This window comes from Streptosporangium vulgare (assembly GCF_042428775.1).
Lineage (GTDB): Bacteria > Actinomycetota > Actinomycetes > Streptosporangiales > Streptosporangiaceae > Streptosporangium > Streptosporangium vulgare.
The window spans coordinates 1-26,563 of record NZ_JBHMBS010000051.1 but is presented as its reverse complement, the minus strand read 5'-3'; the positions used below and the strand labels follow the sequence as shown (position 1 = coordinate 26,563).

The following is a 26,563-nucleotide window of genomic DNA, read 5'->3' as shown; positions in this document are numbered from 1 at the left end:
CAGCGCGTCGGAGTGGACCTTGCCGTGTTCCTCCGAGATGAGCCGGGCGAGCTCGTCGCGGTGGGCGTACATCAGCTCGCGGAAGCGGAACAGCACCCGCGCCCGCCGGGTCAGCGAGGTGTCCCGCCAGGCGGGCCAGGCCGCGACGGCGGCGGCCACGGCCGCGTCGACCTCGGCGACGGAGGCCAGGTGGACCTGTCCCGCCACCTCCCCCGCCGCCGGGTCGAAGATCTCGCCGAGTCGCGCCGGAGGGGAGCCCTCGGTGGGGACTCCGTTGATCCAGTGAGTGATGTTCTTCATGTTGTCGTGCTCCTTTCGCGCCTGCGGCGCGACGGCTTCGGCATTGACGGTTTCGAGCGCCGCTCCCGGACCTGCCGGTGTGAGGCGCGCCGGACCGCGCCTCGAACCGGAATCGATGTCACCTCGCGCACGTCTCGCACGGGATCGGCGCCTTCCGCCGCGAACACCGGCCGGACAGGGCCTCGGGCCAGGCCGCCCCGCTCGGCCCGTCGTTCGAGCCGAGCGGCGCGCGAGCCCGGCCCGGCGTCCGGGGCGCTGTCCCGGGCGGTGTGGCGGAGGGTGCGGTGCAGGAGGGAGGAGGGTCGGCACCCGGGGTCCGGGACTCGGCCTCGCGGTCTAGGCGCGGGAGGCGAGGGCCAGTTCCACCACGTCGGCGACGGCTCCGTCCGCGCAGGCCCCGACCACGACATCGGCCACCGCGCGGACCCGCGGATGGCCGTCGCCGACCGCGGCCCCGAGTCCGGCTGTCGTGATCATGTCGATGTCGTTGGGGTTGTCGCCGACGGCCGCGATCTGCTCCAGCGGTACGCCCCGGGAGGCGGCCAGCTCGCGGAGCGCGGTTCCCTTGGTCGCGCCCTCGGGCAGCACCTCCAGATAGGTCGCCTCGGACCGGACCGTGATGGTTCCTGGAATGTCCAGCTCGGTGAGCCGATCGCCGATCAGCATGCATTTGGTGATCTCACCGGGGGGCAGCGCCGACCAGTCGCCCGGATCCCGCAGGGCGATCCCGTCGCGCCGGGCGTAGTCCCGCAGTTCGGGAACGTCGTGGACGGCCAGCGCCTCGCCGCCGGAGAACGCCACCGGGTAGACGCCCCGCGGGAGTTCTTCGAACAGGTCGAGCAGCGCCTTCCACGCGTTCACCGGCAGGTGGCGCGAGCGCAGCACGGCTCCGGTGCCGAGATCCACGGTGCGGGCGCCGTTGTAGAGGATCGCCGCCCCGGTGAGGCCCAGCTCCTCGTAGTAGCGCAGGGCCGACAGCTCCATCCGCCCGGTCGCGATGACCACCTCTCCGCCCGAGGTGACGAAGCGGCGGAGCGCGTCCCGGCTGGAGGGCACCATGGCCAGGTCACGCCCGACCAGCGTGCCGTCCAGGTCGGTGACGATCCAGCGGATCACGAGGCGGTCCTCGCCGTGGAGACCTCGGCCATCACGGAGCCGGCGAGGTCGAATCCGCCGACGCAGGCGAGATAGCCGCCGGGGACGAAGAGGCTGCCGGACAGCGGGATGTAGACGCCCCCCGCCTGCTCCACCAGGAGAGAGCCGGCCGTCACGTCCCAGGCGTTGACGTACGTGCCGTAGGCGACGTCGGACCAGCCCGCGGCGACGTGCGCCAGCTTCAGCGCCGCGCTCCCCGGGCGGCGCGTGGTGGCGAAGGCGTTGACCATCCGGGCGAAGCGGTGCAGCGCCTCCTCGCCCTCCGCGGCCAGGTCGCGCGGGGAGGGATAGCTCGACAGCAGCACCGCCTCCCGGTCCGTGCGCGCGCCGGCGCTGCGGATCGGCGCGCCGTTGTGGAAGGCCCCGCCGAGCGAGGCGGTGAACTCGTCGTCGCGCACGGGGTCGTAGACGACGCCCGCCACCACCTCGCCGTCCACGACCGCCCCGATGGAGGTGCAGAAGAACGGCAGGCCGGCGGCGAAGTTCGCGGTGCCGTCGATGGGGTCGACGTACCAGCTGATGTCGCCTTCGCCTCGGACGCCGGCCTCCTCGCCCACCACGACGCTGCCCGGGCACAGCCGGTCCAGGACCTCGCGGATACGCTCCTCGGCCGCCTTGTCGTGCTCGGTCACCGGGTCGTGGAAGTCGCGCTTGGTCTTCACTTCGGGCCGGGAGCGGAAGGCCTCCCTGAGCCGGTCGCCGACCGCTCTGGCCGCCTCGACCGCGATGGCGGCCAGGTCGCGCGAGGTGTTCAGGTCCATGTCTCCTCCAGGAGGCTCAGCAGGCCGCGCGGGTCCTCGACCGTCGCCTGAGGGCGCTGCCGCACTTTGTAGGGGATCTTCTCGGTGCTCCGGGAGACCATCAGGACGGTGGCCCCCACCTTGGCGCGGGCTCCGCAGACCACGTCGCGGTCGTGGTTGTCACCGACGTACCAGGTCTCCGCGGGGTCGACGCCGAGGGCCCGGCAGGCGATCCAGATCATCTCCGGATTGGGTTTGCGGACGCCGGCCTCGTCGCTGTAGACCTGCACCGCCACCTGGCGGTCGAGGCCGTTGAGGGCCATGTAGTCGCGGTGGACGGCTCCGCACAGGGCGTTGCTGACGACCGCGGGCGTGACGCCGTGCGCCCAGCAGGCGGCGAGCAGTTCCTGCAGCGCGGGCCGGGTCTTGCGGTCGCTGCGCAGCTCGCCCATCCGCCGGCAGAGCGGTGTCGCCTCGGCGATCACCAGTGAGCGGGCCTGCTCCGGCCAGTCGCCCGCGACGTAGTCGGCCCAGAATCCGCGGTGCGTCATCTCCGCCGGGGCGAACTGACGGGAGGTGGAGTCCTTCCAGTACTTGTCGGCGCGCGCGCCCGCCAGGATGTCGGTCTCCACGTCGTCGAGGCTGAGCTCGTGGAAGCCGGCCCTGGTGAGGAGCTCGTGCACCTCGGCGGCGAGTTCGGCCGCCCACGACGGGCGCCGGGAGGTCTCCACGATCACCCCGCCGAAGTCCAGCAGCAACGCCTTGGGGCGGATCACGCGCCCACCCCCGTCTTGTCCCAGGAGGGGATCCGCGTGCCGTCCGCGCCGAACAGGTGCATCTGGTCGGTCCAGCAGGTCAGCACCTGGCCCGCGGTGGCCTCGACCGGCGTGTACGAGAGCACGTACAGCTCGGTGTCCAGGATGCGCAGCCGTACGGTCCAGGAGGAGCCCGCCGGCAGCACGGCCTCGACGGTGGCCTCCTCGGACCAGACGGAATGAGGTGGCGAACCGAGATGCAGCGCCTCGGGACGGACCCCGACGGCGGCGGGGACGACGCTCTGCCCGGAGTGGGACTCGACGAAGCGCATCAGCGAGCCGGCCAGACCGGTGGGAGAGGGACCGATCTCGACGATCGCCATCGGGGGGCTGCCGACGAACTCGGCGACGAACCGGTTGGCGGGTCTGGCGTACATCTCCATCGGAGGGGCCAGCTGCTGCAGCTCACCCTCGTTCATGACCGCGACGTCGGTGGCCATGGTGAGGGCCTCCAGCTGGTCGTGGGTGACGAAGACGATCGTCGTCCCGGACTCCTCGTGGATGCGTTTGAGCTCGGCGCGCATCTCCAGCCGGAGCTGGGCGTCGAGGTTGGACAGCGGCTCGTCGAGCAGCAGCACCGTTGGGTTGATCGCCAGCATCCTGGCCAGCGCGACCCGCTGCTGCTGACCGCCGGACAGCTGGGAGGGGTAGCGGTCCATGGCGGCGTCGACGTGGACCATCCGCAGCGCCGACTCCGCCCTGGCCCGCCGCTCGGGAGCGGGCACCTTGCGCATCCGCAGGCCGAACTCGACGTTCTCGCGCACCGACAGGTGGGGCCAGAGGGCGTAGTTCTGGAAGACCAGCCCCATGCCGCGCTTCTCGGGCGGGACGTAGAGTCCCCGCTCGACGGAGTCGAGGACCCGGTCACCGACGGCGATGCTGCCGGCGGTCGGCTGCTCGAGCCCGGCGATCATCCGCAGGGTGGTCGTCTTGCCGCAGCCGGAGGGGCCCAGCAGGCACATGAACGCGCCGTCGGGGACGGTCAGGTCGAGGTTCTTCACGGCGTAGTCGCCACCGCCGTAGCTTTTGGCGATTCCGCTCAGGGTGATGTTCGGCATCTATCCTCCTAGGCCGGACGCCAGGCTGCTCTTGGTCAGACGCTGGGTCAGGTAGGTCATGGTGAAGGAGACCAAGGCGATCATGAGCACGACCGCGTTGGCGAGCTGGGTGTATCCGTAGTCCACGAGGCCGATCGACAAGGTGGTGAGGAGCTGTGTCCCGGTGGTGGTCAGCATGATGACGATGCTGAGTTCCTTGAGCCCGGAGATGAACGGCAGCACGACCCCGGTGACGAGGGCGCCCTTCTGGATCGGGAAGATGATCAGACGCATCCGCTGCCACCAGGAGGCCCCGGCGATCTGCGCGGCCTCCTCCGGTTCGCGGCCGAGCTGCATCATCGCCGCGATGCCCGAGCGCGAGCTGTACGGCAGGTGCGTCACGGCCATCACCAGGATCAGCAGGAACGTCGTCCCGTACAGCGCGGGGACGGGGCCCCTGGCGACGGCGAACAGCGACAGCGAGGCGGCCGCGAACGCGATGCCGGGGATGAGATAGGGCAGGAAGGAGACCTGGCGCAGGAACGCGGCGACCCGTGGAGCGGATCCGCGCACCACCACGTACCCGATCAGCAGGCCGGCGACCGCGCAGACCAGCGAGGCCAGGCCGACGATGCGCAGCGAGTTCCACGCGGCCTCCCACAGTTCGGAACCGCGGAAGACGCCGTGCGGGAAGCCGACCGCCCCGGGCAGCTTCTCGGCGAACCAGTAGTCGAGGGTGAAGGTCGACAGGTCCAGGGGCGTGCGGGTGACCGTGGAGACCAGCAGCGTCAGGACCGGGACGAGGACGCTCACCGCGAAGACCAGCACGCCGAGCGCGAAGGCGGGCCAGCGCCAGCGGCGCAGATCGCCCAGCCGGTCCATCGCCCCCTTGCCGCCCACGGTGACGAACCGGCGGTGCTCGCGCATCATCCGGGTGTCGACGAGGACGATCAGCACCCCGATGATCACGATGACGGTGGCGAGTACGGAGGCCACGCCGGTGCTGCGGTCGCGGATCGACTGGAACAGCCCGGTGGACAGCACCCGGTAGTCGGCCGGCAGGCCGAGGACGTAGGGCGTGCCGAACGTGCCCAGCACCCGGCCGACCACCAGCAGCACGGCCGAGGAGAGCGCCGGGAGCATCAGCGGCACCACGATCCGCCGGATGACGGTCCGCTGCGGGGCGCCGAGGATCCGCGCGGAGTCCTCCAGCTGCGCGTCGATGCGGCGCAGCGCGTTCCCGACCAGGAGCAGTACGAACGGGTAGTAGTGCAGCCCCAGGGTGAAGATGATCGGTACCGCGCCGTAGGCGAGCCAGTCCGGCGTGTGGATGCCCTGGGCCTGCAGGAAGCCGACCTGCCCGGCGGCGCGCTCGTTCTTGAACAGCGACAGCCAGGCCAGGGAGAAGGTCCACGACGGCAGCATGTAGGGGACCACCAGGGCGCCGGCGAGCCACTTGCGGCCGGGCACGTTGGTCCTGGTCACCAGCCAGGCCATGCCGCCCCCGACGACCAGCGCGAACAGCGTGGTGCCCACCGCGATCACCAGTGTGTTGAGCAGCGGTTCCCAGAACAGCAGGCCGCTGATCTGGGAGCGGAACACCCGCCACAGGTAGTAGCCGGTCCATTCACCGGGCTGTTGCCCGGCGTGCACGTCGTCGCCGTACTGCAGGCGGAAGGCGTCCGACAGCACCGCGATCAGCGGGGCCACGACGAGGTAGACGAGCAGGATGACGAGGACCAGCCCGAGTACGGCGGTCGGATCGTGGCGCAGCACGCGGAGCCGGTACACCAGCCTGCGCCGCCTCGACGGAGGTGGCGGCGTCTCCGCCTTGGTGAGAAGAGCCATGGATACTTCCTTCAGGGGGGTTCACAAGGACCGGCGCGTCGCGTGGTCCGTCAGCTTCCTCAGTGGCTTCGCTTGAGCATCGCGTCGGCGAGCTCGTCGGCGGCCTCGCCGAGCCGCCGGCCCACCGCGTCCAGGCGCGACAGCAGTTCGCGTTCACGCAGGGTCTCCATGTCCAGCGGCCCGGTGAACAGCTCGGTGAGCCGGGTCTGGTAGAGCTGGCGAACCCGGCTGCAGGCCTTGCGCGTGGCCAGCACGGCCACGGTGACCGAGCCGGGGTCGTCGATCATCTTCAGGACGGCGGTCTCCAGCTCGTCGAGGCCGTCGCTCACCGCCTGCAGCGGCTCGACGGCGAAGCCGAGATCCTCGGGGCCGAACAGGTCGGTCTCGCGCACGTAGTCACGCAGGTGGTCCAGCACGTCGTCGATCGAGCGGGAGAGCCGGAACAGGTCCTCCCGGTCGATGGGGGTCGCCAGCACCCGCCGCAGAACGCGCACCAGCTCGGCCCGCGCCGCGTCGCCCTCGTGTTCCACCTCGGTCATCCGGGTGCGGGCGGCCGATCGCCCGATCGTGCCGGAGGCCGTCGAGCGGGCCAGTACGGCTCCCGCACGGGCGACGGCGACCTGTTTGCGGACCAGCTCGACGACCCGCCGTCCGGATCGGCCCCGCAGGTCGTCCCAGGCTCGCACGAACCGCCGGGCGCGCCTGCGCGGGCCGCTCACAGCAGCCTCATCGCGAGCCCGGCCAGGCAGCCCAGGGCCATCGAGGACGGCAGCGTGACCAGCCACGCGGTACCCATGTTCACGACGCTCTGCCATCGCACTCTCCTGGCTCCTTCGCTCGCCGCCACGCCGACCACTCCGGCCGTGATGGACTGGGTCATGCTCACCGGGCTTCCCAGTGCCCAGCTGCCGAGGACGGCACCGGTGGCGGCCGTCTCGGCGGAGACGATGTGCAGCGGCCGGGTGATGACCAGCCCGCGGCCCAGCCGCCCTCCCACCCGGGTGAGACTGGTCAGGGATCCGGCGAGGAAAAGCGCCACCAGGACGGCCATCCACACCGGCGGGACCTCCAGGGGGCCGACCCCGCCCAGCCCGTCACGGCCCACGTTCAGCGCGACGCTGACCACCGCGATCATCTTCTGGCCGTCGTTCGCCGCGTAGGCCACGCACTGGGCCGTGTAGGCCAGCAGGTGGGCGGAGAGCACGAGCCGGGACATCCGGCGGTGGGACGGCACCCGGCGCGACAGGGTTCCCAGCAGGTGGCCCAGGACCAGGCCGGCCAGGGGGGCGGCCGCCCCGACGGCGAGGACGGCGCCCAGGTTCCGCCACGACACCGGCAGTCCCGCGCCGAACCCCGCGCCGCTGATGCCGCCGATGACCGCGAGCGTCAGGCTGGTCGGCAGTCCTCTGCCGGTCAGGACCGCGACCACGATCACCGCGGTCACCACCCCGGCCAGGAACGCCGCCGCTCCGCCGCTCGTGCCGAGTCCTGCCAGCCTTTCGGTGAAGGTCCGCGCGACCGCGACCCCCAGCACGTACGGCCCGGCGAAGAGCACCACCACGAGGAGCCCGGCGATCGCCCATCCCGGCGAGCGGGGGAACCTGAGCCCCAGCCCGATCAGGGTGGCTCCGTCGTTGGCTCCGCTGGTCAGCACGAAGAGGACCGCCACCACGGCGAACGCCGCTGTCCACCCCATCACAGGTAGGGCCGCTGATCACGTTTGGCCTCGTCGTAGTGTTCACGTGCGGCCCGGGTCCTGGCCAGTCCCGACACCTCGGCGATGGGGACGTCCCACCAGGCCTGGGCGCCGGGCCCGCCGCCGGGGACGGTCTCGACGTGGACGACCGTGGTGCGCGCGGACGCCACCGCCTTGACCAGCGCGGTTCGCAGCGCCTCCGGATCGGAGGCGCACAGCACGTCGGCGCCGAGGCTGGCCGCGTTGGCCGCGAGGTCCACGGGGAGCCGGTCGCCGTCCAGCTCTCCTTCCGGGCCGCGCATCCGGTAGGCGGTGCCGAGCCGCAGGGCCCCCACCGACTCGCTGAGGTCGCCGATCGAGGCGAAGCCGTGGTTGTCCACCAGGACGATCACGAGCTTGACGCCCTCCTGCACGGCGGTGGCGATCTCCTGGGCCATCATCAGGTAGGAGCCGTCGCCGACCAGCACGAACACCTCGCGCTCGGGGTCGGCGAGCTTCACTCCGAGCCCTCCGGCGATCTCGTAGCCCATGCAGGAGTAGCCGTACTCCACGTGGTAGCCCTTGGGGTCGCGGACCCGCCACAGCTTGTGCAGTTCACCGGGCATGGACCCGGCCGCGTTGACGACCACGCCGTCCTCGGCGATCTCGTTGAGGATGCCGAGCATGACCGGCTGGGTCAGCTCCGTCCCGGCGTAGGTCCGGCTGATCTCGGCCTGCCAGCCGGCGGCCAGGGCGGCCGCCTGACGGGTCCACTCGGGATCGGCCCGCCAGTCCGTCCGGTCCAGGGCGTCCAGGGCCTCGCGGGCGTCGGCGACGAGCGTCTCGCCGGAGTTCTTGGCCGCGTCGAAGGCGGTGACGTTGACGTTGAGGAACCGGGCCCGGCCGAAGAGGGTGCGGGAGGCGGTGGTGAAGTCGTTGTAGCGGGTCCCGACGCCGATGACCAGGTCCGCCTCCCTGGCCAGGGTGTTGGCGGCGGCGGTGCCGGTGTGGCCGACCGCGCCGACCGCGCACGGGTGGTCGTAGGGCAGCGCGCCCTTGCCCGCCTGGGTCTCGGCCACCGGCACGCCGTGGTTCTCGGCGAAGCGGAGCAGTTCCGCGCAGGCCCGGCTGTAGACGACCCCGCCTCCGGCGACGATCAGCGGCCTGCGCGAGCCGCGGAGCAGTTCGAGCGCCCTGGCCAGCGCGGCGGGTTCGGGCACCGGCCGGGCCACGTGCCACACCCGGCGGGCGAACAGCTCCTCGGGCCAGTCGTACGCCTCGGCCTGCACGTCCTGGGGGAGCGCCAGGGTGACCGCGCCGGTCTCGGCGGGATCGGTCAGCACCCGCATCGCGGCCAGGAGGGCGGACGGCAGCTGCTCGGGCCGGTTGATCCGGTCGAAGAAGCGGCTGACCGGGCGCAGCGTGTCGTTGACCGTCACGTCGTAGGAGCGCGGGTCCTCCAGCTCCTGCAGCACCGGCCCGGCGGCCCGGGTGGCGAAGACGTCGCCGGGCAGCAGCAGCACCGGGAGCCGGTTGATGGTGGCCAGCGCCGCGCCGGTGACCATGTTGGTGGCGCCGGGGCCGATCGAGGAGGTGCAGGCGAAGGTGGAGAGCCGGTCGAGCGTGCGGGCGTAGCCGACGGCGGTGTGCACCATGGCCTGCTCGTTGCGCGCCAGGTAGTACGGCAGCGCGTCGCCGGTGCCCGCGCCCTGCTCGGCCAGGGCCTGGCCGATGCCGGCCACGTTGCCGTGGCCGAAGATGCCGAAGCAGCCCGCGATCAGCCGCCGTTCGACGCCGTCGCGCTCCGACCACTGGCTCGACAGGAACCGCACCAGTGCCTGAGCCACCGTGAGCCTCATGAGGTACCTCCGGGGAATTCGCTCCCGGCGTCCGCGACGCGACGTGACACACGGGGGTCGATCGGCTGGTCTGCCCAGGAGGAGCGGATCCACGCGTGCCGGGGGTCGTCACTGAAGGCCATCGACCGCTTCTCGGCGGGTCCGGCCAGCACGTTCAGGTAGTAGAGGTCGTAGCCGGGGGCCGCCATCGACGGGCCGTGGTAGCCGTGCGGGACGAGCACCACGTCTCCGGCGGCCACCTCGGCCAGGGTGTCGTGGGTGCCGTACACCCGCTGGTAGCCGGGGCCGCCCTCGAAGTAGTAGATCTCCTCCAGCACGGCCTCGTGCTCGGAGGCCGTGTCGTGCTTGTGCGGCGGGTACGACGACCAGTTGCCGCCGGGGGTGATCACCTCCACCGCGACGAGCTTGTCGCAGTCGAAGGCGTCCGGCGAGCAGAAGTTGTTCACCCGGCGGCTGGCCTGCCCGGCGCCGCGCACCTCCACCGGGACCCGCTCGGCCGGGCCGTACCGGACCGGGAAGCGCCGGGTCGCCCGGGCGGAGGGGAGCGCGACGCGGCCACGGCCGGTGATCACCACGGACGTGTCGATCGGCAGGTAGGCGAAGTCGGTCACCGTGTCGAAGACCGACGTACGCCCGGACAGCGACAGGCTCAGGCCGTCCGCGGAGACCTCGCACGAACCCGACAGCGGCAGGACCAGCATCTCCTCCCGGCCGGTGGAGAAGCGCACGGGGTGGTCCGGCAGATCCACCACCCGCAGGCCGGCATAGGTCCAGCCGGCCGACTCTGGAGTGATCTCCACCGCCCACGGGGACGAGGCGGCGGTGCCGTGGGGGAGGTGCGTCACGACGACCTCAGCAGGCTCGCCGCGGTGTCCACGGCCGCGGCCACGTCGTCGCCCGGTGGGTAGAGCAGCGCCCGGCCGACGACCAGGCCGCGTACGCCGGGCAGCCGCAGTGCCTTGCCCCAGGAGCCGAAGACCTGGTCGGGCGCCTTCTCGGGGTCACCTCCGAGCAGCAGCGTCGGCAGCGTCGTGGACTCCATGACCCGCTCCATCCCCTCGACCACCGGGATCTTCAGCCAGGTGCGGGCGGAGGTCGCGCCGAGCCCCTGGCCGACGCTGATGGCGTGGATCATCGCCTCCGGCGACAGGTCGTGCCGCACCACGCCGTCGACCCGCCTGGACCAGAACGGCTCGATCATCGCCATCAGCCCGTGGCCGGCCAGCTGGGTGACGGCATGCCCGCAACTCGCCAGCGTGGCGGCGGTCGAGGCGTCCTCCAGCGCGATCCTGCACAGCATCTTGCCGCCGTCGAAACCCATCGCCGCGATCGACTCGGCGTCGTAGGCGGTGAAGCGGTCGTCGAACTCGAACGCCGAGCTCTGCAGGCCGCCCCGGTTCATCGAACCGATCACGATCTTGCCGTCGAGCGCGCCGAGCAGCAGCAGGTCCTCGACGATGTCGGGGGTGGCGAGCAGCCCGTCCACGCCCGGCCTGGCCAGGGCGACCATGAGCCGGTCCAGCAGGTCGGCACGGTTCTCCATCGCCATCGGCCGGCGGCCGACGCCGAGCGAGCCCCGCGCCGGGTGATCGGCCGCGATGATCAGCAGCTGGTCACTACCGGTCGGAAACGACCCGCGCCCGCGCCTGGCGGCCGCCTCGATCACCCGCTCCGGATGCCAGGCCCGGTCGTCGAGCAACCGCCGGTAGTCCTCTTCACGCATGCGCGGCGTCCCCTTTCGGAAATCCGTCTGACAGGACGTTCTCGACCTCGTTCACGGTGGGCATGGCCGGGGCGCAGGCCAGCCGGCCGGCCACGATCGCCCCGGCCACGTTGGCGAACCTCAGCACCCGCTCCAGCGGCCAGCCCTCCAGCAGGCCGTGGCAGAGCGCCCCGCCGAAGGCGTCGCCGGCGCCGAGCCCGTTGACGACCTCGACCTTCACCGGCGGCACCCGCACCGTCTCGGTGGCGGTCATGCCGAGCACCCCGCCAGGGCCCTGCTTGACGATCGCGAGCTCGACCCCGGCCTCCAGCAGCGCCCGGGCCGCCTCGTGGGGGTCGCGGGTGCCGGTGGCCACCTCGGCCTCCTCCAGGTTGCCGACGGCGACGGTGACCTGTCCGAGCGCGGCGCGCACCTGGTGGCGGGCCTCGTGCTCGTCCGGCCAGAACATCGGCCGGTAGTCCAGGTCCAGCACCGTGTGCGGCACCCGCCCCCGGGCCCGCCAGGCGGCCAGGTGCGCGCCGCGGGACGGTTCCGCCGACAGCCCGGTCACGGTCGTCCAGAACACCCCCGCCGACGCGATCGCCGCGAGATCCAGCTCCTCGGGGCGGATCTCCAGGTCGGGAGCCTTGGGAAAGCGGTAGAAGTAGAGCGGGAAGTCGTCCGGGGGCAGGATCTCGCAGAACGTCACCGGTGTGGGCAGGCCGGGCACCTCGGTGACGTGGCGGTCGTCGACGCCGTAGGCGCGCAGGGCGTCGTGGACGAACAGGCCGAACGGGTCGGCCCCGGTCCTGGTGATCACCGCGCTGGAGTGACCCAGCCGGGAGGCGGCCACGGCCACGTTGGTCGGGCTGCCGCCCAGATACTTGCCGAAGGTCTCCACCTCCCGCAGCGACACCCCGACCTGGAGCGGGTAGATGTCCACCCCGACCCGGCCCATCGTCAGCACCTCGGCGGGCGCGCTCACCTGAGGCCTCCGAGATAGGCCAGGCTCGCGCGGACGTTCTCCATCGGGTTCGCGTCCTCGGAGTCGAGGACGACGTCCTGCTCCAGCACGTACCAGCCGGAATAGCCGGCCGCGGTCAGGCCGGTGACGATGCCCGCCACGTCGACGTCCCCCTCGCCGAGCGGGCGGTAGATCCCCGTCCGTACGGCCTGGGTGTAGGTGAGAGCGCCGCTCCGGACCCGCTCGGCGAGGGCCGCCTCGACGTCCTTGAGGTGGACGTGGGCGATCCGCCCGCTGGCCCGGCGGACGAGGTCCAGCGGGTCGGTGCCGCCGATGAGCAGGTGACCGGTGTCCAGGCAGAGCGCGACGCCGCAGCCGTCGAGGATCCGGTCCACCTCCTCACCGGTCTCGATCATGGTTCCCACGTGCGGATGCAGGGTGACCGGGCGGGCCGTTTCGTGACGGATCCGCTCCAGGTTGGTCAGGAGCGTGCGCCAGCCCTCCGCGTCCAGCGCGGGGCGCGTGTCGTAGCCGTCCACGCCGGTGGCGGCGGCCAGGACGGCCACCGCCTCGTCCTCGAAGGAGGCGAGCGCGGCCCGCAGGCCCGGCAGCGGGTCGTGGGCGGGGTCGTGCAGGACCACGGGGACGAAGCCGCCCACGGCGCGCAGGTCGTAGCGGCCGAGGAGGCGGGCGCGGTGGCCGGGATCGGCGGGCAGGAAGCCGTCGGGGCCCAGCTCGGTGGCGGTCAGGCCCAGCTCGGCCATCTCGGTCAGCACCCGCTCGGCGGGCAGCTGGTGTCCCCAGCCGGGCACCTCGCAGACCCCCCAGGAGATCGGTGCGGCGGCGATCCTCACTTCGTCACCTCCAGGAGGCGGACCGGCCGCCCCTCGCGGAGCGACAGATCGGCCGCCTCGGCGAGGTGGAGCGCGGACAGGGCGTCCTGGACCGTGCAGGGGCTCTCGCGCTCACCTCGCGCCATCGCCAGGAACGCGTGCATCTCCGCGATGTACGCGGCGGCGAACCTGGTCTGGAAGTCCGGCCACGGTTCCTCACCCGGGTCGAAGCCCTCGACCGAGTGCAGCGGGGTCCGGCGGCCGAGTCCCGCCGCCCAGGTGGAACGGGTCCCGGCCAGCTCCATCCGCACGTCGTATCCGGCGCCGTTGTAGCGGGAGCCCTGCAGCGTGACCAGCGTGCCGTCGTCCATGGTCATCAGAGCGGCGCTGTTGTCGACGTCTCCGGCCTCGGCGAAGAAGGCCTCGCCCCGGTTGGCGCCGGTCGCGTAGACGGTGTCCACCTCGCGGCCGGTGACCCAGCGCAGGATGTCGAAGTCGTGGATGTGACAGTCGCGGAAGATACCGCCGGACAGCGCGACGTACTCGGCGGCCGGGGGCTCCGGATCGGCGGTCAGCAGGTGGACCCGGTGCAGTTCGCCGAGCTCACCGGCGCGCAGCGCCTCGCGTGCGGCGACGTAACCGGCGTCGAAGCGCCGCTGGAAGCCGATGTGAACGGCGACGCCGCTACGCCTGACCGCTTCGCGGACCCGCTGGGTCTCCGCCACGGTCGGGGCCGCGGGTTTCTCGCAGAACGCCGGCACCCCCCGGTCGCATGCCCGCAGCAGCGCCTCCGCGTGGGTGGAGGTCGGGGTCGCGATCACCACCGCGTCCGCGTCGAAGGGATCTCCGACCCGGGCCCCGAGCCGTCCCGCCACCTCCTCGGCCCTGGCGGGGTCCACGTCGGAGACGACGAGGTCGTCGACGAGAGTCGAGAGGGTGGTGGCATGGAACATGCCTATCCGACCAAGGCCTAGCAAACCCACACGCATGGCGGCTCCTTGTAACAGGGGCCTCCAGTTCTAGATGAACGGCAAGTGAACCGTCAATAGTTTGTCCTGACATTCTGACTAGCTATCATCATCACCGTACTGGACCCGGGAGTGGCGGCGCGCTCAGCGCTCCACGAGGGTGACCTCTAGGGAGTAGTGGGAGGCGCGGTAGACGTGTGAGCCGTGCTCCACGGCCCTGCCCTGGTCGTCGTAGGTCGTGCGGACCATGGTGAGCAGCGGGCAGGCGCGGCGTTCGTTCAGCAGCCGCGCCTCGGCCGGGGTGGCGGCGCGGGCGCTGATCCGCTGGTTCGCGACCCGCATCCGGACGCCGGACAGGCGCAGCAGCTCGTAGAGCCCGCGAGACTCCAGGGTCTCGGCCGTCAGGGGCGTCAGTCCCAGGGGCAGCCAGTTGTGCAGCAGGGCGAGCGGCTCCCCCAGCGCGTACCTGAGTCGCTCCAGCCGGAGCACCGCGGCGCCCGGCGCGACCCCGAGGGCCTCGGCGATGCTCTCCTCGGCGGCGACGGTGTCGATGGACAGCACCTGGGTCATCGGCTTCTGGCCCGCCCTGCGCAGGTCGTCGTAGAGGCTGGTGAGCTCGACCGCCCGCTTGACCTGGCCGTGTACGACCTGGGTGCCGACGCCGCGTTTGCGGACCAGCAGCCCCTTGTCGACGAGGTACTGGATGGCCTGGCGGATGGTCGGGCGTGAAAGCCCCAGCTGGTCGGCGAGCTGGATCTCGTTGTCGAGCCGGGCGCCCGGGAGCAGCTCGCCCGTCTGTATCGCCTCGGCGATCCGCTCGGCTACCTGGAAGTACAGGGGAACCGGGCTCGACCGGTCGAGGTCGATGTCCAATCTCGTCGCAGTCACCGTCGGATGATATCTGACGTCAGAATGTCCTGACCAATGGCCGATTCGGGTCGGCTCGCCGGCCGCCCATCCGGTAACGAGACCGTGTCGGATGCCTCGTTAAAGTAAGAATGTCTTGACAAGCTGTTCACGTGATGTTCATTGTTGACCCCATTGTGGCGCCAAGTCGGGGTGCTTGGCGGCGCCTACGACCCCGATGGGCAGAAGGAGTGACGCTACCGTGTGGCGTACCAAAAAGATCATCCCTGTGGCGCTGCTGGCATTCGCCGCCGCGGCCTGCGCGCCTTCCACGGCCACCGGCGCCCCTTCGCCGGCGACGACCGCCGGGCAGCCGCTGCCCGCACCCTCGCTCGACGCGGACTTCGACCTGGACACGCTGGTCGCCGCCGCCAAGAAGGAGGGCAGCGTGCTGGTCTACGACTCCAGCGGCGACATCGAAGAGGTGGCCAAGGCGTTCACCGCGAAGTACGGCGTCAAGATGGAAGGGGTTAAGTCGGACACCCCGCAGACCGCCGAGAAGATGATCAGAGAGCATGCCGCCGACAACATCACGATCGACGCGGCGATGTACGAGGACGGCGGCGTGCTGGTGGGCCAGCTGATCCCGCAGGGGGTGGCGCGGACCTGGGTGCCCGGCGACCTCAAGGACCAGATCCCGGCCGAGAACCAGAACCCGCTGCTCGCGCTGTCGAAGGCCACGGTCTTCGCCTACAACACCAAGCTGTCGCCGGAGGGGTGCCCGGTGAAGAACGTGTGGGACCTGACCGAGCCGGAGTGGGCCGGCAAGCTGGTGATGCAGGACCCGCTGGGCAAGCCGACCGTGCTGTCGTTCTTCACCCAGATGGACGCGCACGGCAACCAGGCGCTGGAGCAGGCGTACCAGACCAAGTACGGCAAGCCCCTGGAGACCAAGGAGAAGAGCGCCGCCTATGAGTGGATCAAGCGGATGGCGGGCAACAAGCCGGTGCTGACCGGCTCCGACGAGGACATCTCCGGTGCGGTGGGCGCGCCGAGCTCCACGGACAAGAAGATCGGGTTCATGTCGATCTCGAAGTTCCGTAACAACGAGGACAAGGGGTACACCCAGGCGACGTGCGAGGGGATGGCGCCGTTCGTCGGTTTCAGCTATCCCAAGTACGTGGCGATCGCGGCCAAGAGCAAGCACCCCAACGCGGCCAAGCTGTACGTCCACTTCATCATGACCGAGGAGGGCGTCAAGCACGAGATCGGCGAGGGCGGCATCTCCGGCAACGGCACGGTCAAGCCCCAGGTCACCCCGCCCGGGCTGACCGACTGGAAGGGGCAGCTCTTCCACACCGACTCCAACGGACTCCTCGGAGACCTGCAGGGTCGCCAGGGCGTCTCCGACTTCTGGCGGGTCAACCACGGCTGACCCGGTGAGTGGGGGAGACCCCGCGTGAGTTCGAGATCCGGTGCCGTGTTCGCCGAGGGCAGGTGGACGAACCGTCGGTGCGGGCGCCGGGGGAGCAGGTGACGGTCACCCGGCCCCCGGCCCTCACCTCCCAGCCCCCGGCCCTCGACCCCCGGCCCCCGGCCCCCGCTCCCGTCCCCGGCCCTCGCCTCCCGGCCCTCAACCCTCGACCCCCGGCCCCCATGGCCCGGCCCGCTCTCGGGCCGGGCCATGGTGATGTGGGGGCCTGATCGATGTCGGCACGGCCGGTGAGAACGCCCCGGCCGGGGAGTGCCGAACCGATCTGAGGTTCCCGTGGCCCTTCCGGTGGCCTTTCCGGCGGTCTTTCCGGTGGCCGCCCGCCGGTCGTTCGGCCCGGTCGAGCCCTTGAACAGCTCGCGGACGAGGCGACGGACGGCCTTTCTTCCCGGACCCGTGGCCGCCGGTACGGCGGCCTGGACACGCGCCTTGGGAGCCGGTCCGTACGGCTAGGCGTGGACCGGGGGAGGCCGTGGCCGGCCCGGCGATCGCCGCCACGCGGGAGTCCGCGCCGGTCGCCCCCCTCGCTGATTCCGCTGATTTCCCCTGAGTCCCGGTGAGTCCCGATGAGTCCCGGTGTTCGTCCGCGCTGATCGGCGAGCCGCCGCGTTGCCGCGGCGGCGTTCCCGTTTCCTCGGCGCGTGCCCGGCGCGGACACCGGGTCCCCGTCGCCCCGCGCGGGTTCTCTCCGTCTCCCGCACCTCCGCGCGACCTCGGCCGTGAGCGCGGCCGGACCGGGAGCGCGGCTGGACCGGGAACGCGGCCGAACCGCGAGCACGACCGGACCGGGAGCGGCGTTCGGATCCCGATCCGGGACCGGGCCGCACACGGTGTACCCGTACGCGCGTCCGGACAGGGGCGCCTTCGCGAGCGCCGGCCTGTCCCGGCAGCCCGGGAGGCCCCGATGCCGGATCCGGCGGGCACCCACGCCAGACGCCCGGCTGGGAAATCCCAGCCGGGCGTCCGACCAAACCGTTCACGCCTTGATCAACCGATCACGCGTCGCCTACCGGCCCTCGAATCCGCCGAGTGGCCGAGGGCTTTTCCCCGCCGCTCAGTCGCGCGGGTCCCAGCCGTCGGGGTCCACGTCCAGGTCGAGCCCGTCGGCGATGTCGTTCCATTCGGCGAACTTGAAGTTCGTGTTCTCACGGTCGGGCGTGGTCGGGGTGTTGGCGCCGTCGTGCGAGATGAACATGCCTTCCTCGAAGTCGCCCAGCGGGACGTTCAGTACGGTCGAGCCGTCGCTGTGCTCGACGCCGTCGATGCCGTTGTGCGATCCGATCATGAACTGACCCAGGTAGGCGTTGGAACCCTCCCTGCGGTAGACGGCGAAGGTGTTGTCGCCCTGGCTGGAGGCGAGCAGGTAGCCCTTGCCGTCCTCCCGGTAGTAGATCGTGAGACCTTCGGCGTCCGCGGTCAGGTGCTGCCCGCCGTAGCCCGGGTCCGCGCCGGAGGTGCACTCGTCCGCCACCGGGTCGTAGGTGCCGGGCACGCCGTACTCGCGGACCTTGTCCACCAGCACGGGGGCTCCGGTGAGGTCCGCGCGCATCCGCCAGATGCCGACGTCCTCCTGGGCCGCGTAGAGGACGTCCTTCTCCTGGTCCACGACCATGCCCTCTACCTGCGGCTCCCGGCCCGGCTCGTCACAGGGCGTCCAGCTCTGGCCGTTCGGCAGGGTGAACGACGGCGGCAGGTTCAGGGTCTTGACGAGCTGGTAACCGACCTTGCCGTTCGGCTTCGGCAGAAGCTTGACCAGGCCGATCGAGGTCCTGTGACGACGGCTGACCAGCGCGTAGGTGCCGGTGGAGTCCTTCCAGGTGGCCAGGCCGTACGCGGTCTCTGCGTCGTTGACCTGCTGCTGGGTGGTGTTGAACACGAACGGCGCGGCCGGGTCGGTCACGTCGGTGAGCTGGCCGTTCGCGATGGCGTAGATCCGCAGCTGGTCCCGGCCGCGGTCGGAGACGACCGCGAGGTCGCGTCCGCCGAAACCGTAGGTGACGTCGACGTTGTTGAACCGTCCGCCTTCGTCGTCAGGTCCCGGGGCCGCGGGCGCGGCGAGGTGCTGGATCTGCTGTCCGTCGAGGTTGTAGACGAAGAGGCCACCCTCCTTCGCCGTGCCGACCACCACGCTCTTCTCGGACTTGGACGGGTGGACCCAGATCGCCGGGTCGTCACCGTTGGAGTTGCCACCGGCTTCGTCGTCGTACAGAGCGGGGGTCTCTACCTGGGGTTCCACCACCGCAACACTGTTTCCGGTCGCGGGGAGTGACGCCCCGCCTACCAGCGAGATCGTCAGGGCTGCCAGGAAAAGCCTGGACAGAGGACGCATTGCGTCTCCTCGTTTGGGGGGATGAGGTTCACCAAGAAAGTAACGACGAATTCACCATAAATCAATAGGACGTACGTATGTCATGACATGGGTTTGGTATGGGGTCCGTGCCGTCGTCCCTGGTTCGCGGGGGATCGCGAGGGGGATTTCGAGGAGGATGAGGTCATCCGCTCGCCGCCCCGACGGTGGGGCTCGCGGATCGGCGGCCGGTCGCGTGCCCGGCGGGCCGGGGCGGAGCTCGCGGTGGTCGCACCGGCCGAGGCGCTCGGCGACGCGGCGGGGCACACTCACGGACGGATCCGCCGGTATCCGGAGTTCCCGTGCGCCCCCCAAGCGCCGGTGGGTGGTTCTAACCTTCTGTCATGAACAGCGATTTCGACTTCCTGCACGGCAGCTGGGACATCGAGAACCGTAGGCTCCTCGCACCCCTGAGCGGGAGGGACGAGTGGGAGGAGTTTCCCAGCGTCGCCGTCTGCCAGGGGTTCTTCGACGGCGCGGGCGTCTTCGACGAGATCACCTTCCCCACCAAGGGCTTCAAGGGGGTGTCGATAAGGACCTTCGACGTCAAGCGCGAGTTGTGGGCGATCTACTGGATCAACAGTGAGACCGGAGTCCTCCACAACCCCGTCTTCGGTGCGTTCACCGACGGGAAGGGGGTGTTCCACGGCGACGAGACCCACGAGGGCACGCCCATCCGGATGCGCTACACATGGTCGGAGATCACACCGACATCGGCCCTGTGGGAGCAGGCGTTCTCCGCCGACGGAGAGAAGACCTGGGAGACCAACTGGACGATGAGGCACACCCGCCGCGCGTGACACGGCACAGGGTCAGGGTGGGTGGAGGGCGGAATCGGCCGCCCTCCACCTCCGGCCCTGGGAGCGTGGACCGCTGTCCGGCGTTCGGGGGACGGAGCCGGACAGCGATGAATCTAGGTGCCCACCAGCGCGATGTATGCGTAGAAATGCATGCTGCTCACTGCAGGCAGAACTCGTTGCCCTCGGGGTCGGTCATGACCGTCCAGTACTCGCCGTGCTCCTCCGCGGTCCGCACCTCGACGGCCCCCAGGGCGGCGAGCCGTCCCACCTCCGCGTCCACGAGTTTGCGGCGCTCCTCCAGCGGCGTGCCGGGCGGGCCGCCCACGTTGACGTCCAGGTGGACGCGGTTCTTGGCGGTCTTTCCCTCGGGCACGCGCTGGAAGTAGAAGCGCGGCCGCCCCTCGGCCGGGTCCACGATGGCCGACCAGTCGGAACGCCTCTCCTCGGGGATGCCCTGGGAGTCCTCCCACGCCTCCCAGCTCTCGAACCCCTCGGGGGGCGGTTGGAGGCGGTAACCGAGGGCCTCCGCCCAGAAGGCGGCGAGCGACGGCGGATCGTTGGCGTCGAAAGTGATCTGGATCTCCATGGAGATCCCTATGCCCACTCGGCGAGGATTCTGGCCTCCTTCTCGGGATCGATGCCGTGCCTGCCGAACGACCGCTCCGCCGGGGGGACGTCGCGAAGCCACGCCCAGGTGTCACGCACGGTCTCGGCGACCGGGCGGCAGGTCAGCCCGGCCGCGAGGGCCTTCGCCGACGACGGCAGCCAGACCGCGGCGAACTCGGGACTGTCCGGGGCCCAGACCGGGAACTCCGTCCACGGCTGCACCTCCCGGTCGAGCAGGAACCGGTCGTCGACCCAGACGAACTCGGCGTCGGAGCCGGTCACCGCGCGGCACTCGGCGAGCCAGCCGCCGTAGGTGATGTTGCCCGGCACCCCGCTGGCGAGGAAGCGGTCGGCCTTGCCCGCCTCGGTGCGGTCGAGGACGAACGCGGCCAGGTCGCGCACGTCGATGACCTGCATCGCGCGGCCGGGGTCGCCCGGTGCCAGGACCCGCCCGCCCCGGGAGATCCGGTCCAGCCACCACGGCAGGCGGCCCACACCCTCGTACGGGCCCAGGATGAGACCCGGCTGGATGATCACCGCCTCACCCTCGAAGCCCTCCTCCACCGCCCGCTCACATCCCGCCTTGAGCTCGCCGTACTCGCCGTCCTCCGGCCCCGCGTCCGGCGCGCACTCGAATCGTGGCGAGCTCTCGTCGCACTCCTTGGCCGGGAAGTCGGCGATCGCCGAGATGCTGGAGACGTACGTGTAGACGCCCGCCCGGCCGTTGAGCCTGCGCACCGACCCGCCGACCAGCTTCGGGACCCTGCCGATGACGTCGATGACGGCGTCCCACTCCCGGCCCTCCACCAGGCGGTCCAGGTCGGCCGCCACCTCGCGGTCGCCCTTCACCGCCTCCACCCCCGGCAGGTCCACCCCGCTGAGCCCCCGGTTGAACGTCGTGACCTCGTGCCCGCGCCGCAGCGCCTCTTCCGTGACCGCCCGGCCGACGAACACCGAGCCACCGATGATCAGTATTCTCATAGCGTTTCATCCTGGACGCCCGGCCGGTGCGTGACCACAGGCTTTCACCCGTGGCGCAAGGCATCCGCTCAGAGCGGACTGCTCGCGATCGGGGGATGCTCAAGCAGGTGCACCCGGGCGGTGCCGATGTCGAAGTACAGGCCGACCAGCTCCAGGTGCCCGGCGCGGAACAGCCGGTCCACCTGCGGATAGGTCCGCAGGTTCTCCAGCTGCTGGATCACGTTGACCCGGCAGAGGCGGTCCAGCGGTCCGTCGTCCTCACCGGCGCTCTCGCCCTCGATGAACCGTGCCAGGGTGTGGTTGCCGTGACGCATCCAGCGGCCGAACGCGGGCAGGCCCGACGCCTTCTCGCCCCCGCTGAGCAGCGCGGCCATCGCCCCGCAGCCCGAGTGCCCGCAGACCGTGATGGTGCGGACGTTGAGCGTGCCCGTCGCGTACTCGATCGCCGCCGCCACCGAGTCGTCCGCCGGCACCGACCCCAGCCGGGGCACCAGGTTGCCGAGGTTGCGGACGGTGAACAGGTCGCCGGGGCCGCTCGCGGTGATCAGGTTCGGCACGATGCGGGAGTCGGCGCAGGTGATGAAGAGATGCGAGGGCTCCTGCCCGCGCGCCATGCCGTGCAGCAGGGGGCGGACCAGCGGAGCCGTACGCCGGTGGAACTCCCGCGCCCCCTCCAGCAGGTCGGGCACGGCGGGACTGGCGGGGCCGTCGTCGCGGGGCGCGTGCCGGGCGGCGACCAGCGGCTGGCGGCTCACCCGCTGCCCGTTCCGCCGGTGGGACCAGGGCAGCCACCACCGGTCGGGAGCGCGGGGCGGCGTCTTGGCGGGGAAGACCCGGGCCCCGCTGGCCGCCATGGAGTACCACTCGTCGTGGATCTCGTCGATGTTCACGGTCCCGCCGGTGCGCTCGTACTCGTTGCGCCAGTCGTGGATCGCCTCGAAGGCCGCGTTGTCCATGAAGTCGATGTTCAGGTCGAGGTCGACCGCGGCCCCCGCGGGGATGGCGCGCAGCTCCGAGGTGAGCGTGGGCACCCCCAGGAAGGTGAGCGAGCCGGCGATCACCACGTGCCAGCGGCCGTCGGGCTCGGCCATGGCCCGCACGGTCACCCGGGTGAGGCGGCGCAACGCGAACAGCGCGGCGAGGCCGAGCCCGACCAGCACGCCCTCGGCGAGACCGAGCAGCACCACCCCGGCCATCGTGACGACGTACACCGGGACCTCGCTGTGGCCGCGCAGGTTGCGCAGGTGCCCCATGTTGACCATCTGCACGCCGATGAAGACCAGGAGGGCGGCGAGCGCCTCCATCGGGATCAGCGCGATCATCCACCCCAGCCCGACCGCGAACAGCAGGATCCAGATCCCGTGCATGATCGTGGACCAGCGGCTGCGGGCCCCGGCGCGGACGTTGGTGGTGCTGCGGACGATGACCCCGGCCACGGGCAGCCCGCCCAGCGCGCCGGTCACGATGTTGGCCACCCCCTGGCCGGTGAGCTCCCTGTCGAGGTCGGAGCGCCTGCCGTCGTGCAGCTTGTCGACGGCCACCGAGCACAGCAGCGACTCCACCCCGGCCAGCAGGGCCACGAGCAGCACCGCCCCGATGATCCCGTGCCAGTCGCCCCGGGGCCAGACCGGGCCGGACCAGGAACCGAGGCTGGCCGACAGGTCGATCCGGGTGACCTCCCAGCCGAGCGCCCAGGCGGTCACCGAGGCGGCGAACAGGGCCGCCAGCGGCGCGGGGAGGGTCCGCAACCGCTGCGGCAGGCGGGTCCAGGTGACCAGGACCGCGATGGTCAGCAGGCCGACGAAGACCGCGTGCGTGTGGTTGTGGACGATCTGCTGGGGCAGCTCGATGAGGTTCTCGATCGCGGAGCGCTGCGGGCTCCCGCCGAGCACCACGTGCAGCTGGGAGAGGGCGATCACCACGCCCACCCCGGCCAGCATGCCGTGGACCACCGCGGGGGAGACCGCCAGCGCCGACCGGGCGACCCGGCAGACGCCCAGCAGCAACTGCAGGACGCCCGCGAGCAGAGTGATCATGCAGGTGGCCCGCCAGCCGTACGTGACCACGAGGTCGGCCACCACCAGTGAGAGCCCGGCCGCCGGCCCGCTCACCTGGGCGACGGAGCCGCCCAGGAGGCCCGCCACGACGCCGCCCGCCGCACCCGCGATGAGCCCCGCCGCCAGTGGCGCTCCCGAGGCGACCGCGATGCCCAGCGAGAGGGGCACGGCCACCAGGAAGACCACCAGGGAGGCGGGCAGGTCATGCCGCAGCACGGAGCCGATGCCACCCGCTGTCAGAACACCGTCGCTCTTCGTGTCCGTCTCCATGGGGCAGACCTTACGGTGCTGCCCCACGCCATCCGGGCTTTTACCCGAGGCCTTTACGGAGGACGGAAAGAATCAGCGGTAATAGTCGGGGTAGTCGGGCTCCTGAGCCCGGTGGTGGTTGCCCCGCGAGCTCGCCCGGCCTGCGTCGGTGCCGGTGGCCGCGGCCTCGGGGGCCGGTGCCGTGCCGTAGAGCTCGCCGTAGCTCGGCCAGCTCGCCGCGTCACTCCCGTTGGGAGTGCCGGGCTCCGGCCAGGCGGCCGGGCTGGCCGGGCTCGCCTGACGGGGCTCGTAGCCGTACCTGCCCGTCGCCGCCCCGCCTCGCGGGTCGGCCGCACGGTTCGGGGTGGGGCTCGGAGCGGAGTTCGGGGTGGGGCTCGGGGTGGGGGAGAAGGTCCTGGAGGGACCGGTCGAGGTGGACACGGCCGGGCTCGGGCCGGTGATCGCGTCGTCCTCGATGGTGGCCCAGCCCGAGCTGACCTCGTACGAGCCGGTGGTCGGGGCGCCGTAGACCGGCGTCTGGTACGAGGAGTAGGAGGGGCCGGGGTCGTCGAGGATGTCGGCGGTGTTCGCCGCGGGCCAGCCCCCCGAGGAGGGGTTCGTGGCCTGAGCCCACGGGTTGTCCGCCGGGTTGCCGGTCTTGGGCGGCTGCGGCGGGGTGCGGTAGGAGGCGGCGAGGGGGTCGGGCACGGCCGCGGCGGGGAAGCCGCCGCTGGTCGTGGGCCCCATGGGGGGCATCGGGGCACCGGCGCCGGGACGGCCGCCGGTCGGGCCGGGTCGGGCACCGGGGGCGCCGTTGCCGTTCGCCGGGGAGACGGCGCCGCTGGGCCGGGAGCCCGCGCCGTTCGCGGCGGAGCCGGCGCCGCGGCGGGCGTAGGAGCCGCCGAGCGGGTCGTTCAGCGGATCGGGCCGAGACGGGCCCTGGGCGGGCCGGGGCGAGCCGTTGCCCTGGGTGGACTGGGCGGCTGGCTGCGAGGACGCCCTGCCGCCGCCGCGACGGGAACTCGCCCGGGAGGGGCGGGCCTCGCCGAAGGCGCCGGGGGTGGGAGCCGCGAAGGTCACGGTCTTCTGCTCGGCGAGCGAGGCGGCCGTGGGAGCCGGGTTCGGCTGGACCGGGGCGACCAGGTCGGAGAGACCGGAGGGCAGCGAGGCGGAGGCGACGGCCGGTTCGGGAGCGGGCCTGGCCGGTGGGGCCGGGGGCCGCTGCGGGGTGGCGCGGGACGGCTGGGGCCTGGTCGGCAGCGGGGCCTGCACGGTCACCGCGTCGGGGTCGGCCTTCTGGTCCCCCTGCTCGACGGGACGGCTCGCGCCCATCCGAGCCGCCAAGGACCCTCCGAAACCGCCCTCGTCGGCCTGGAGCCGCGTCCAGTAGTCATCGTCGTAGTCGTCCACCTGGCCGAACTCGTTCAGCCCGCGCTTGCCCCGGGAGCTCGGCGGCCGCGGCTGGCGCGGCGGCTTCGGCTCGTCGAACGGGGTGAGGTCGGGGGTGAAATGGTTCATCTTCGGTTCTCTGGTGGCGAAGTCGTCGCTGGACATGGTCGGAGTCAGCGCCTCCTTCTCCGCCATCTCCCGTAGGCGCTCCGCGGGGAGTGCGCTCTCCCTGCGGTTCATCGACCGCATTCCCAGTGCCACGACGACGAGCACGAGGAGCACGACGGCGACCAGGCTTACTACGACCGCGATCATTGCACCACCCTCAAGGCCATGGCCTTACAGCGGCGCCGGTGAGGTCGCGCGGCCATCGACGCGACCTGCCCCCATGCATCACCTGCGCTTGGACATTGGATCTGATTGTGTCGGACCACTATGAGCGTTGTCACACCCTAAGTGAAGAATTGGTAACCATTACTACCTCCGGTGTTTGGCCAGTCACTCGATGTGCGCCGCGGTGAGCCGTCCCCAGGCGATCGTCTTGTCCGCGATGCTCTTCAAGGTCTCGTTGAGGAGAGTCCCCTTACGAAGTTCGACCTTGTCGTCCAGCGCGTAGACAGTGAAACGATAGTTCTCCTGGGCGTCGCACGGAGGGCTATAGCCCACCTTGCCGCTCGTCGTGCTCCCTTCCACGGCTCCCACCGGGACGCTACCCTCCGGTAGCTCGTTAGTCCGCGGATCGATGTCGAAAACGACCCAGTTCACCTCGCCGCCGGTCCGGGAGTTCTTGTCCACCACGATCGCGACGGACTTCGTTCCCTCCGGCACGCGGGACCAGCGGAGCGGCGGGTTACCGGCCGAACCCTTGCACGAGTAGTCGGACGGCAGGGGGCCGCCGTCTTTGACCTGAGGGCTGGAGACGCTGATCGGCTCCAGCTGCAACCGCTCCGTGGAGGCCATGCCGCTCGCCATCCCACAGCCTGAGGACATGACGACGAGCGCCGCGGCCACCGTCGCTTTCGAGGTGTGCCGCGGGCGGCGCGTAGACGTTTTCGGCTGCCCCATGCCCGATGATGCTACGCGGGTCTGGAAGATGTGCAGACCGGATCGCGAGGTTCTGCCGCAGGGAAAAAGTCGGAAATAGTGGAAAATCGAGGGGCGGAAGGGGTTGGAGTGACTCCCAAAACGAGTTTCACTCACCCACCACCACCGGGCCGCTACCCACCGAGCCGCCACCCATCGAGCCGCGCTACTCACCGGGCCGCGCCACCCACCGGACGCTTGTCCGCCGGGCCGTCACCCGCCGAGCCGCCCATCCACCGGGTCACCCACTCACCGGGCGCCTGTCCGCCGGGCCGTCCACCCGCCGGTCCCCCACGGGACCGGCGGGTCCGAGGTCTCAGTCGCCGCCCAGCTCCCGGTAGGGCTTCCTGAGCAGGTCGACCAGCGGGATGTGCCGCACCTTGACCGCGGGCGGCTCAAGGGCCCGCAGCAGCAGGTCGGCCGGGACTCCGGTGACGTCGGGCCGGGGGCGCAGGCGGTTCAGGGAGACGGCGGGGGAGTAGAAGTCCCCGATCCGCTCGTCGAAGGTCCGCTCGTCCGAGGCCCGCCCCTCGGAACGTCGCTCGTTCGCGGTCCGTTCCCCGGAGGTCCGTTCCCCGGAAGTCCGCTCGTCCGCGGCCCTCTCCTCGGAAGCCCGTTCCTCGAAGTTCTGCTCCTCGAAGGACCGTCCCCCGGGGGTTCGCCCGGTCAACGGCCTGCCGCCGGATCCGGTGTCGTCCATGTCAGCTCACCGCCCCGGGGCCGAGCCGGAACAGCTCGCGCAGCTGGTCGGTGGACAGGTCGGTGATCCAGTCCTCGCCGGTGCCGACCACGCTCTGGGCGAGGGCCTTCTTGCGTT

24 protein-coding genes are annotated in these 26,563 nt (G+C 71.4%); 2 read left to right on the top strand and 22 right to left on the bottom strand.

Annotated elements, in window-relative coordinates:
* The 15 genes from ACFFRH_RS42810 to ACFFRH_RS42740 form a co-directional block, all read right to left on the bottom strand.
* On the bottom strand, positions 1-300 hold a 300-nt coding region (locus ACFFRH_RS42810), incomplete at its 3' end, for an aldehyde dehydrogenase family protein (RefSeq protein ID WP_386163841.1).
* Positions 301-636: 336 nt separating this feature from the next.
* Positions 637-1,416 carry an HAD-IIB family hydrolase gene (locus ACFFRH_RS42805; protein WP_344744542.1) on the bottom strand — a complete coding sequence of 260 codons (780 nt, stop codon included), beginning with the start codon at positions 1,414-1,416 and terminating at the stop codon, positions 637-639.
* Positions 1,413-2,216 (bottom strand): inositol monophosphatase family protein, encoded by an 804-nt coding sequence (locus ACFFRH_RS42800; RefSeq protein WP_344744543.1) that lies wholly within the window; start codon positions 2,214-2,216, stop codon positions 1,413-1,415. The genes ACFFRH_RS42805 and ACFFRH_RS42800 overlap by 4 nt, the downstream gene beginning before the upstream one ends.
* Positions 2,207-2,971, bottom strand: a complete 765-nt coding sequence (locus ACFFRH_RS42795; protein ID WP_386163838.1) for an HAD family hydrolase — start codon at positions 2,969-2,971, stop codon at positions 2,207-2,209. Before ACFFRH_RS42795 ends, ACFFRH_RS42800 begins: the two co-directional genes overlap by 10 nt.
* The gene (locus tag ACFFRH_RS42790; protein ID WP_386163836.1) at positions 2,968-4,068 is read right to left on the bottom strand and encodes an ABC transporter ATP-binding protein; all 1,101 of its coding nucleotides are present in this window, start codon (positions 4,066-4,068) and stop codon (positions 2,968-2,970) included. The genes ACFFRH_RS42795 and ACFFRH_RS42790 overlap by 4 nt, the downstream gene beginning before the upstream one ends.
* A complete protein-coding gene (locus ACFFRH_RS42785; protein ID WP_386163834.1) occupies positions 4,069-5,895 on the bottom strand; it encodes an ABC transporter permease in 1,827 nt (608 codons plus the stop codon). It abuts the gene before it with no gap.
* Between the two features lie 59 nt (positions 5,896-5,954).
* Complete coding sequence (locus ACFFRH_RS42780; RefSeq protein WP_344744547.1) at positions 5,955-6,614, bottom strand: DUF47 domain-containing protein; 660 nt, start codon at positions 6,612-6,614, stop codon at positions 5,955-5,957.
* On the bottom strand, positions 6,611-7,591 hold the full coding sequence (locus ACFFRH_RS42775; RefSeq protein WP_386163832.1) for an inorganic phosphate transporter: 981 nt from the start codon (positions 7,589-7,591) through the stop codon (positions 6,611-6,613). The genes ACFFRH_RS42780 and ACFFRH_RS42775 overlap by 4 nt, the downstream gene beginning before the upstream one ends.
* Positions 7,591-9,429 (bottom strand): 3D-(3,5/4)-trihydroxycyclohexane-1,2-dione acylhydrolase (decyclizing), encoded by a 1,839-nt coding sequence (iolD, locus tag ACFFRH_RS42770; RefSeq protein ID WP_386163830.1) that lies wholly within the window; start codon positions 9,427-9,429, stop codon positions 7,591-7,593. Before iolD ends, ACFFRH_RS42775 begins: the two co-directional genes overlap by 1 nt.
* Complete coding sequence (gene iolB / locus ACFFRH_RS42765) at positions 9,426-10,274, bottom strand: 5-deoxy-glucuronate isomerase (RefSeq protein WP_344744553.1); 849 nt, start codon at positions 10,272-10,274, stop codon at positions 9,426-9,428. Before iolB ends, iolD begins: the two co-directional genes overlap by 4 nt.
* Positions 10,271-11,152: a Cgl0159 family (beta/alpha)8-fold protein gene (locus tag ACFFRH_RS42760; RefSeq protein ID WP_344744554.1), complete on the bottom strand. Its 882-nt coding sequence runs from the start codon at positions 11,150-11,152 to the stop codon at positions 10,271-10,273. Before ACFFRH_RS42760 ends, iolB begins: the two co-directional genes overlap by 4 nt.
* On the bottom strand, positions 11,145-12,116 hold the full coding sequence (gene iolC, locus ACFFRH_RS42755; protein WP_344744556.1) for a 5-dehydro-2-deoxygluconokinase: 972 nt from the start codon (positions 12,114-12,116) through the stop codon (positions 11,145-11,147). The genes ACFFRH_RS42760 and iolC overlap by 8 nt, the downstream gene beginning before the upstream one ends.
* Positions 12,113-12,949 (bottom strand): TIM barrel protein, encoded by an 837-nt coding sequence (locus ACFFRH_RS42750; RefSeq protein WP_344744557.1) that lies wholly within the window; start codon positions 12,947-12,949, stop codon positions 12,113-12,115. Before ACFFRH_RS42750 ends, iolC begins: the two co-directional genes overlap by 4 nt.
* Positions 12,946-13,917: a Gfo/Idh/MocA family protein gene (locus ACFFRH_RS42745; RefSeq protein ID WP_386163826.1), complete on the bottom strand. Its 972-nt coding sequence runs from the start codon at positions 13,915-13,917 to the stop codon at positions 12,946-12,948. Before ACFFRH_RS42745 ends, ACFFRH_RS42750 begins: the two co-directional genes overlap by 4 nt.
* Positions 13,918-14,040: 123 nt before the next feature.
* Positions 14,041-14,784, bottom strand: coding sequence for a GntR family transcriptional regulator (locus tag ACFFRH_RS42740; protein WP_344744558.1), 744 nt, complete (start codon positions 14,782-14,784; stop codon positions 14,041-14,043).
* Positions 14,785-15,004: 220 nt separating this feature from the next.
* Between ACFFRH_RS42740 and ACFFRH_RS42735 the strand changes: the two genes are divergently transcribed.
* Entirely contained in the window at positions 15,005-16,177 is a 1,173-nt protein-coding gene (locus ACFFRH_RS42735; RefSeq protein ID WP_344744559.1) for an ABC transporter substrate-binding protein, read from the top strand.
* A 1,111-nt stretch (positions 16,178-17,288) separates the two neighbouring features.
* On the opposite strand, the gene ACFFRH_RS42730 is transcribed toward ACFFRH_RS42735, so the two are convergent.
* Positions 17,289-18,563 carry a phytase gene (locus ACFFRH_RS42730; protein ID WP_344744561.1) on the bottom strand — a complete coding sequence of 425 codons (1,275 nt, stop codon included), beginning with the start codon at positions 18,561-18,563 and terminating at the stop codon, positions 17,289-17,291.
* A gap of 362 nt (positions 18,564-18,925) precedes the next feature.
* On the opposite strand from ACFFRH_RS42730, the gene ACFFRH_RS42725 reads away from it, so the two are divergent.
* Positions 18,926-19,381 carry a hypothetical protein gene (locus tag ACFFRH_RS42725; protein ID WP_344744562.1) on the top strand — a complete coding sequence of 152 codons (456 nt, stop codon included), beginning with the start codon at positions 18,926-18,928 and terminating at the stop codon, positions 19,379-19,381.
* A gap of 157 nt (positions 19,382-19,538) precedes the next feature.
* On the opposite strand, the gene ACFFRH_RS42720 is transcribed toward ACFFRH_RS42725, so the two are convergent.
* The 6 genes from ACFFRH_RS42720 to ACFFRH_RS42695 all read right to left on the bottom strand — a co-directional run bounded on the left by ACFFRH_RS42720 (position 19,539) and on the right by ACFFRH_RS42695 (position 26,432).
* The gene (locus ACFFRH_RS42720; RefSeq protein WP_344744563.1) at positions 19,539-19,967 is read right to left on the bottom strand and encodes a VOC family protein; all 429 of its coding nucleotides are present in this window, start codon (positions 19,965-19,967) and stop codon (positions 19,539-19,541) included.
* An 8-nt stretch (positions 19,968-19,975) separates the two neighbouring features.
* Positions 19,976-20,968 (bottom strand): NAD-dependent epimerase/dehydratase family protein, encoded by a 993-nt coding sequence (locus ACFFRH_RS42715; protein WP_344744564.1) that lies wholly within the window; start codon positions 20,966-20,968, stop codon positions 19,976-19,978.
* A gap of 68 nt (positions 20,969-21,036) precedes the next feature.
* On the bottom strand, positions 21,037-23,295 hold the full coding sequence (locus ACFFRH_RS42710; protein WP_344744565.1) for a SulP family inorganic anion transporter: 2,259 nt from the start codon (positions 23,293-23,295) through the stop codon (positions 21,037-21,039).
* 72 nt (positions 23,296-23,367) lie between these two features.
* The gene (locus ACFFRH_RS42705) at positions 23,368-24,978 is read right to left on the bottom strand and encodes a hypothetical protein (RefSeq protein ID WP_386163821.1); all 1,611 of its coding nucleotides are present in this window, start codon (positions 24,976-24,978) and stop codon (positions 23,368-23,370) included.
* A 183-nt stretch (positions 24,979-25,161) separates the two neighbouring features.
* Positions 25,162-25,728: a YbhB/YbcL family Raf kinase inhibitor-like protein gene (locus ACFFRH_RS42700; protein ID WP_386163819.1), complete on the bottom strand. Its 567-nt coding sequence runs from the start codon at positions 25,726-25,728 to the stop codon at positions 25,162-25,164.
* 413 nt (positions 25,729-26,141) lie between these two features.
* Complete coding sequence (locus ACFFRH_RS42695; protein WP_386163843.1) at positions 26,142-26,432, bottom strand: pentapeptide repeat-containing protein; 291 nt, start codon at positions 26,430-26,432, stop codon at positions 26,142-26,144.
* Positions 26,433-26,563: the final 131 nt, after the last annotated feature.

Excerpts from the sequence above, each read along its gene's own strand:
- ACFFRH_RS42800 (WP_344744543.1), bottom strand. The coding sequence starts at position 2,216 with ATGGACCTGAACACCTCGCGCGACCTGGCCGCCATCGCGGTCGAGGCG.
- ACFFRH_RS42790 (WP_386163836.1), bottom strand. The coding sequence starts at position 4,068 with ATGCCGAACATCACCCTGAGCGGAATCGCCAAAAGCTACGGCGGTGGC.
- ACFFRH_RS42785 (WP_386163834.1), bottom strand. The coding sequence starts at position 5,895 with ATGGCTCTTCTCACCAAGGCGGAGACGCCGCCACCTCCGTCGAGGCGG.
- ACFFRH_RS42775 (WP_386163832.1), bottom strand. The coding sequence starts at position 7,591 with ATGGGGTGGACAGCGGCGTTCGCCGTGGTGGCGGTCCTCTTCGTGCTG.
- iolD (WP_386163830.1), bottom strand. The coding sequence starts at position 9,429 with ATGAGGCTCACGGTGGCTCAGGCACTGGTGCGGTTCCTGTCGAGCCAG.
- ACFFRH_RS42760 (WP_344744554.1), bottom strand. The coding sequence starts at position 11,152 with ATGCGTGAAGAGGACTACCGGCGGTTGCTCGACGACCGGGCCTGGCAT.
- ACFFRH_RS42745 (WP_386163826.1), bottom strand. The coding sequence starts at position 13,917 with ATGCGTGTGGGTTTGCTAGGCCTTGGTCGGATAGGCATGTTCCATGCC.
- ACFFRH_RS42730 (WP_344744561.1), bottom strand. The coding sequence starts at position 18,563 with ATGCGTCCTCTGTCCAGGCTTTTCCTGGCAGCCCTGACGATCTCGCTG.
- ACFFRH_RS42725 (WP_344744562.1), top strand. The coding sequence starts at position 18,926 with ATGAACAGCGATTTCGACTTCCTGCACGGCAGCTGGGACATCGAGAAC.
- ACFFRH_RS42720 (WP_344744563.1), bottom strand. The coding sequence starts at position 19,967 with ATGGAGATCCAGATCACTTTCGACGCCAACGATCCGCCGTCGCTCGCC.
- ACFFRH_RS42715 (WP_344744564.1), bottom strand. The coding sequence starts at position 20,968 with ATGAGAATACTGATCATCGGTGGCTCGGTGTTCGTCGGCCGGGCGGTC.
- ACFFRH_RS42710 (WP_344744565.1), bottom strand. The coding sequence starts at position 23,295 with ATGGAGACGGACACGAAGAGCGACGGTGTTCTGACAGCGGGTGGCATC.
- ACFFRH_RS42705 (WP_386163821.1), bottom strand. The coding sequence starts at position 24,978 with ATGATCGCGGTCGTAGTAAGCCTGGTCGCCGTCGTGCTCCTCGTGCTC.
- ACFFRH_RS42700 (WP_386163819.1), bottom strand. The coding sequence starts at position 25,728 with ATGGGGCAGCCGAAAACGTCTACGCGCCGCCCGCGGCACACCTCGAAA.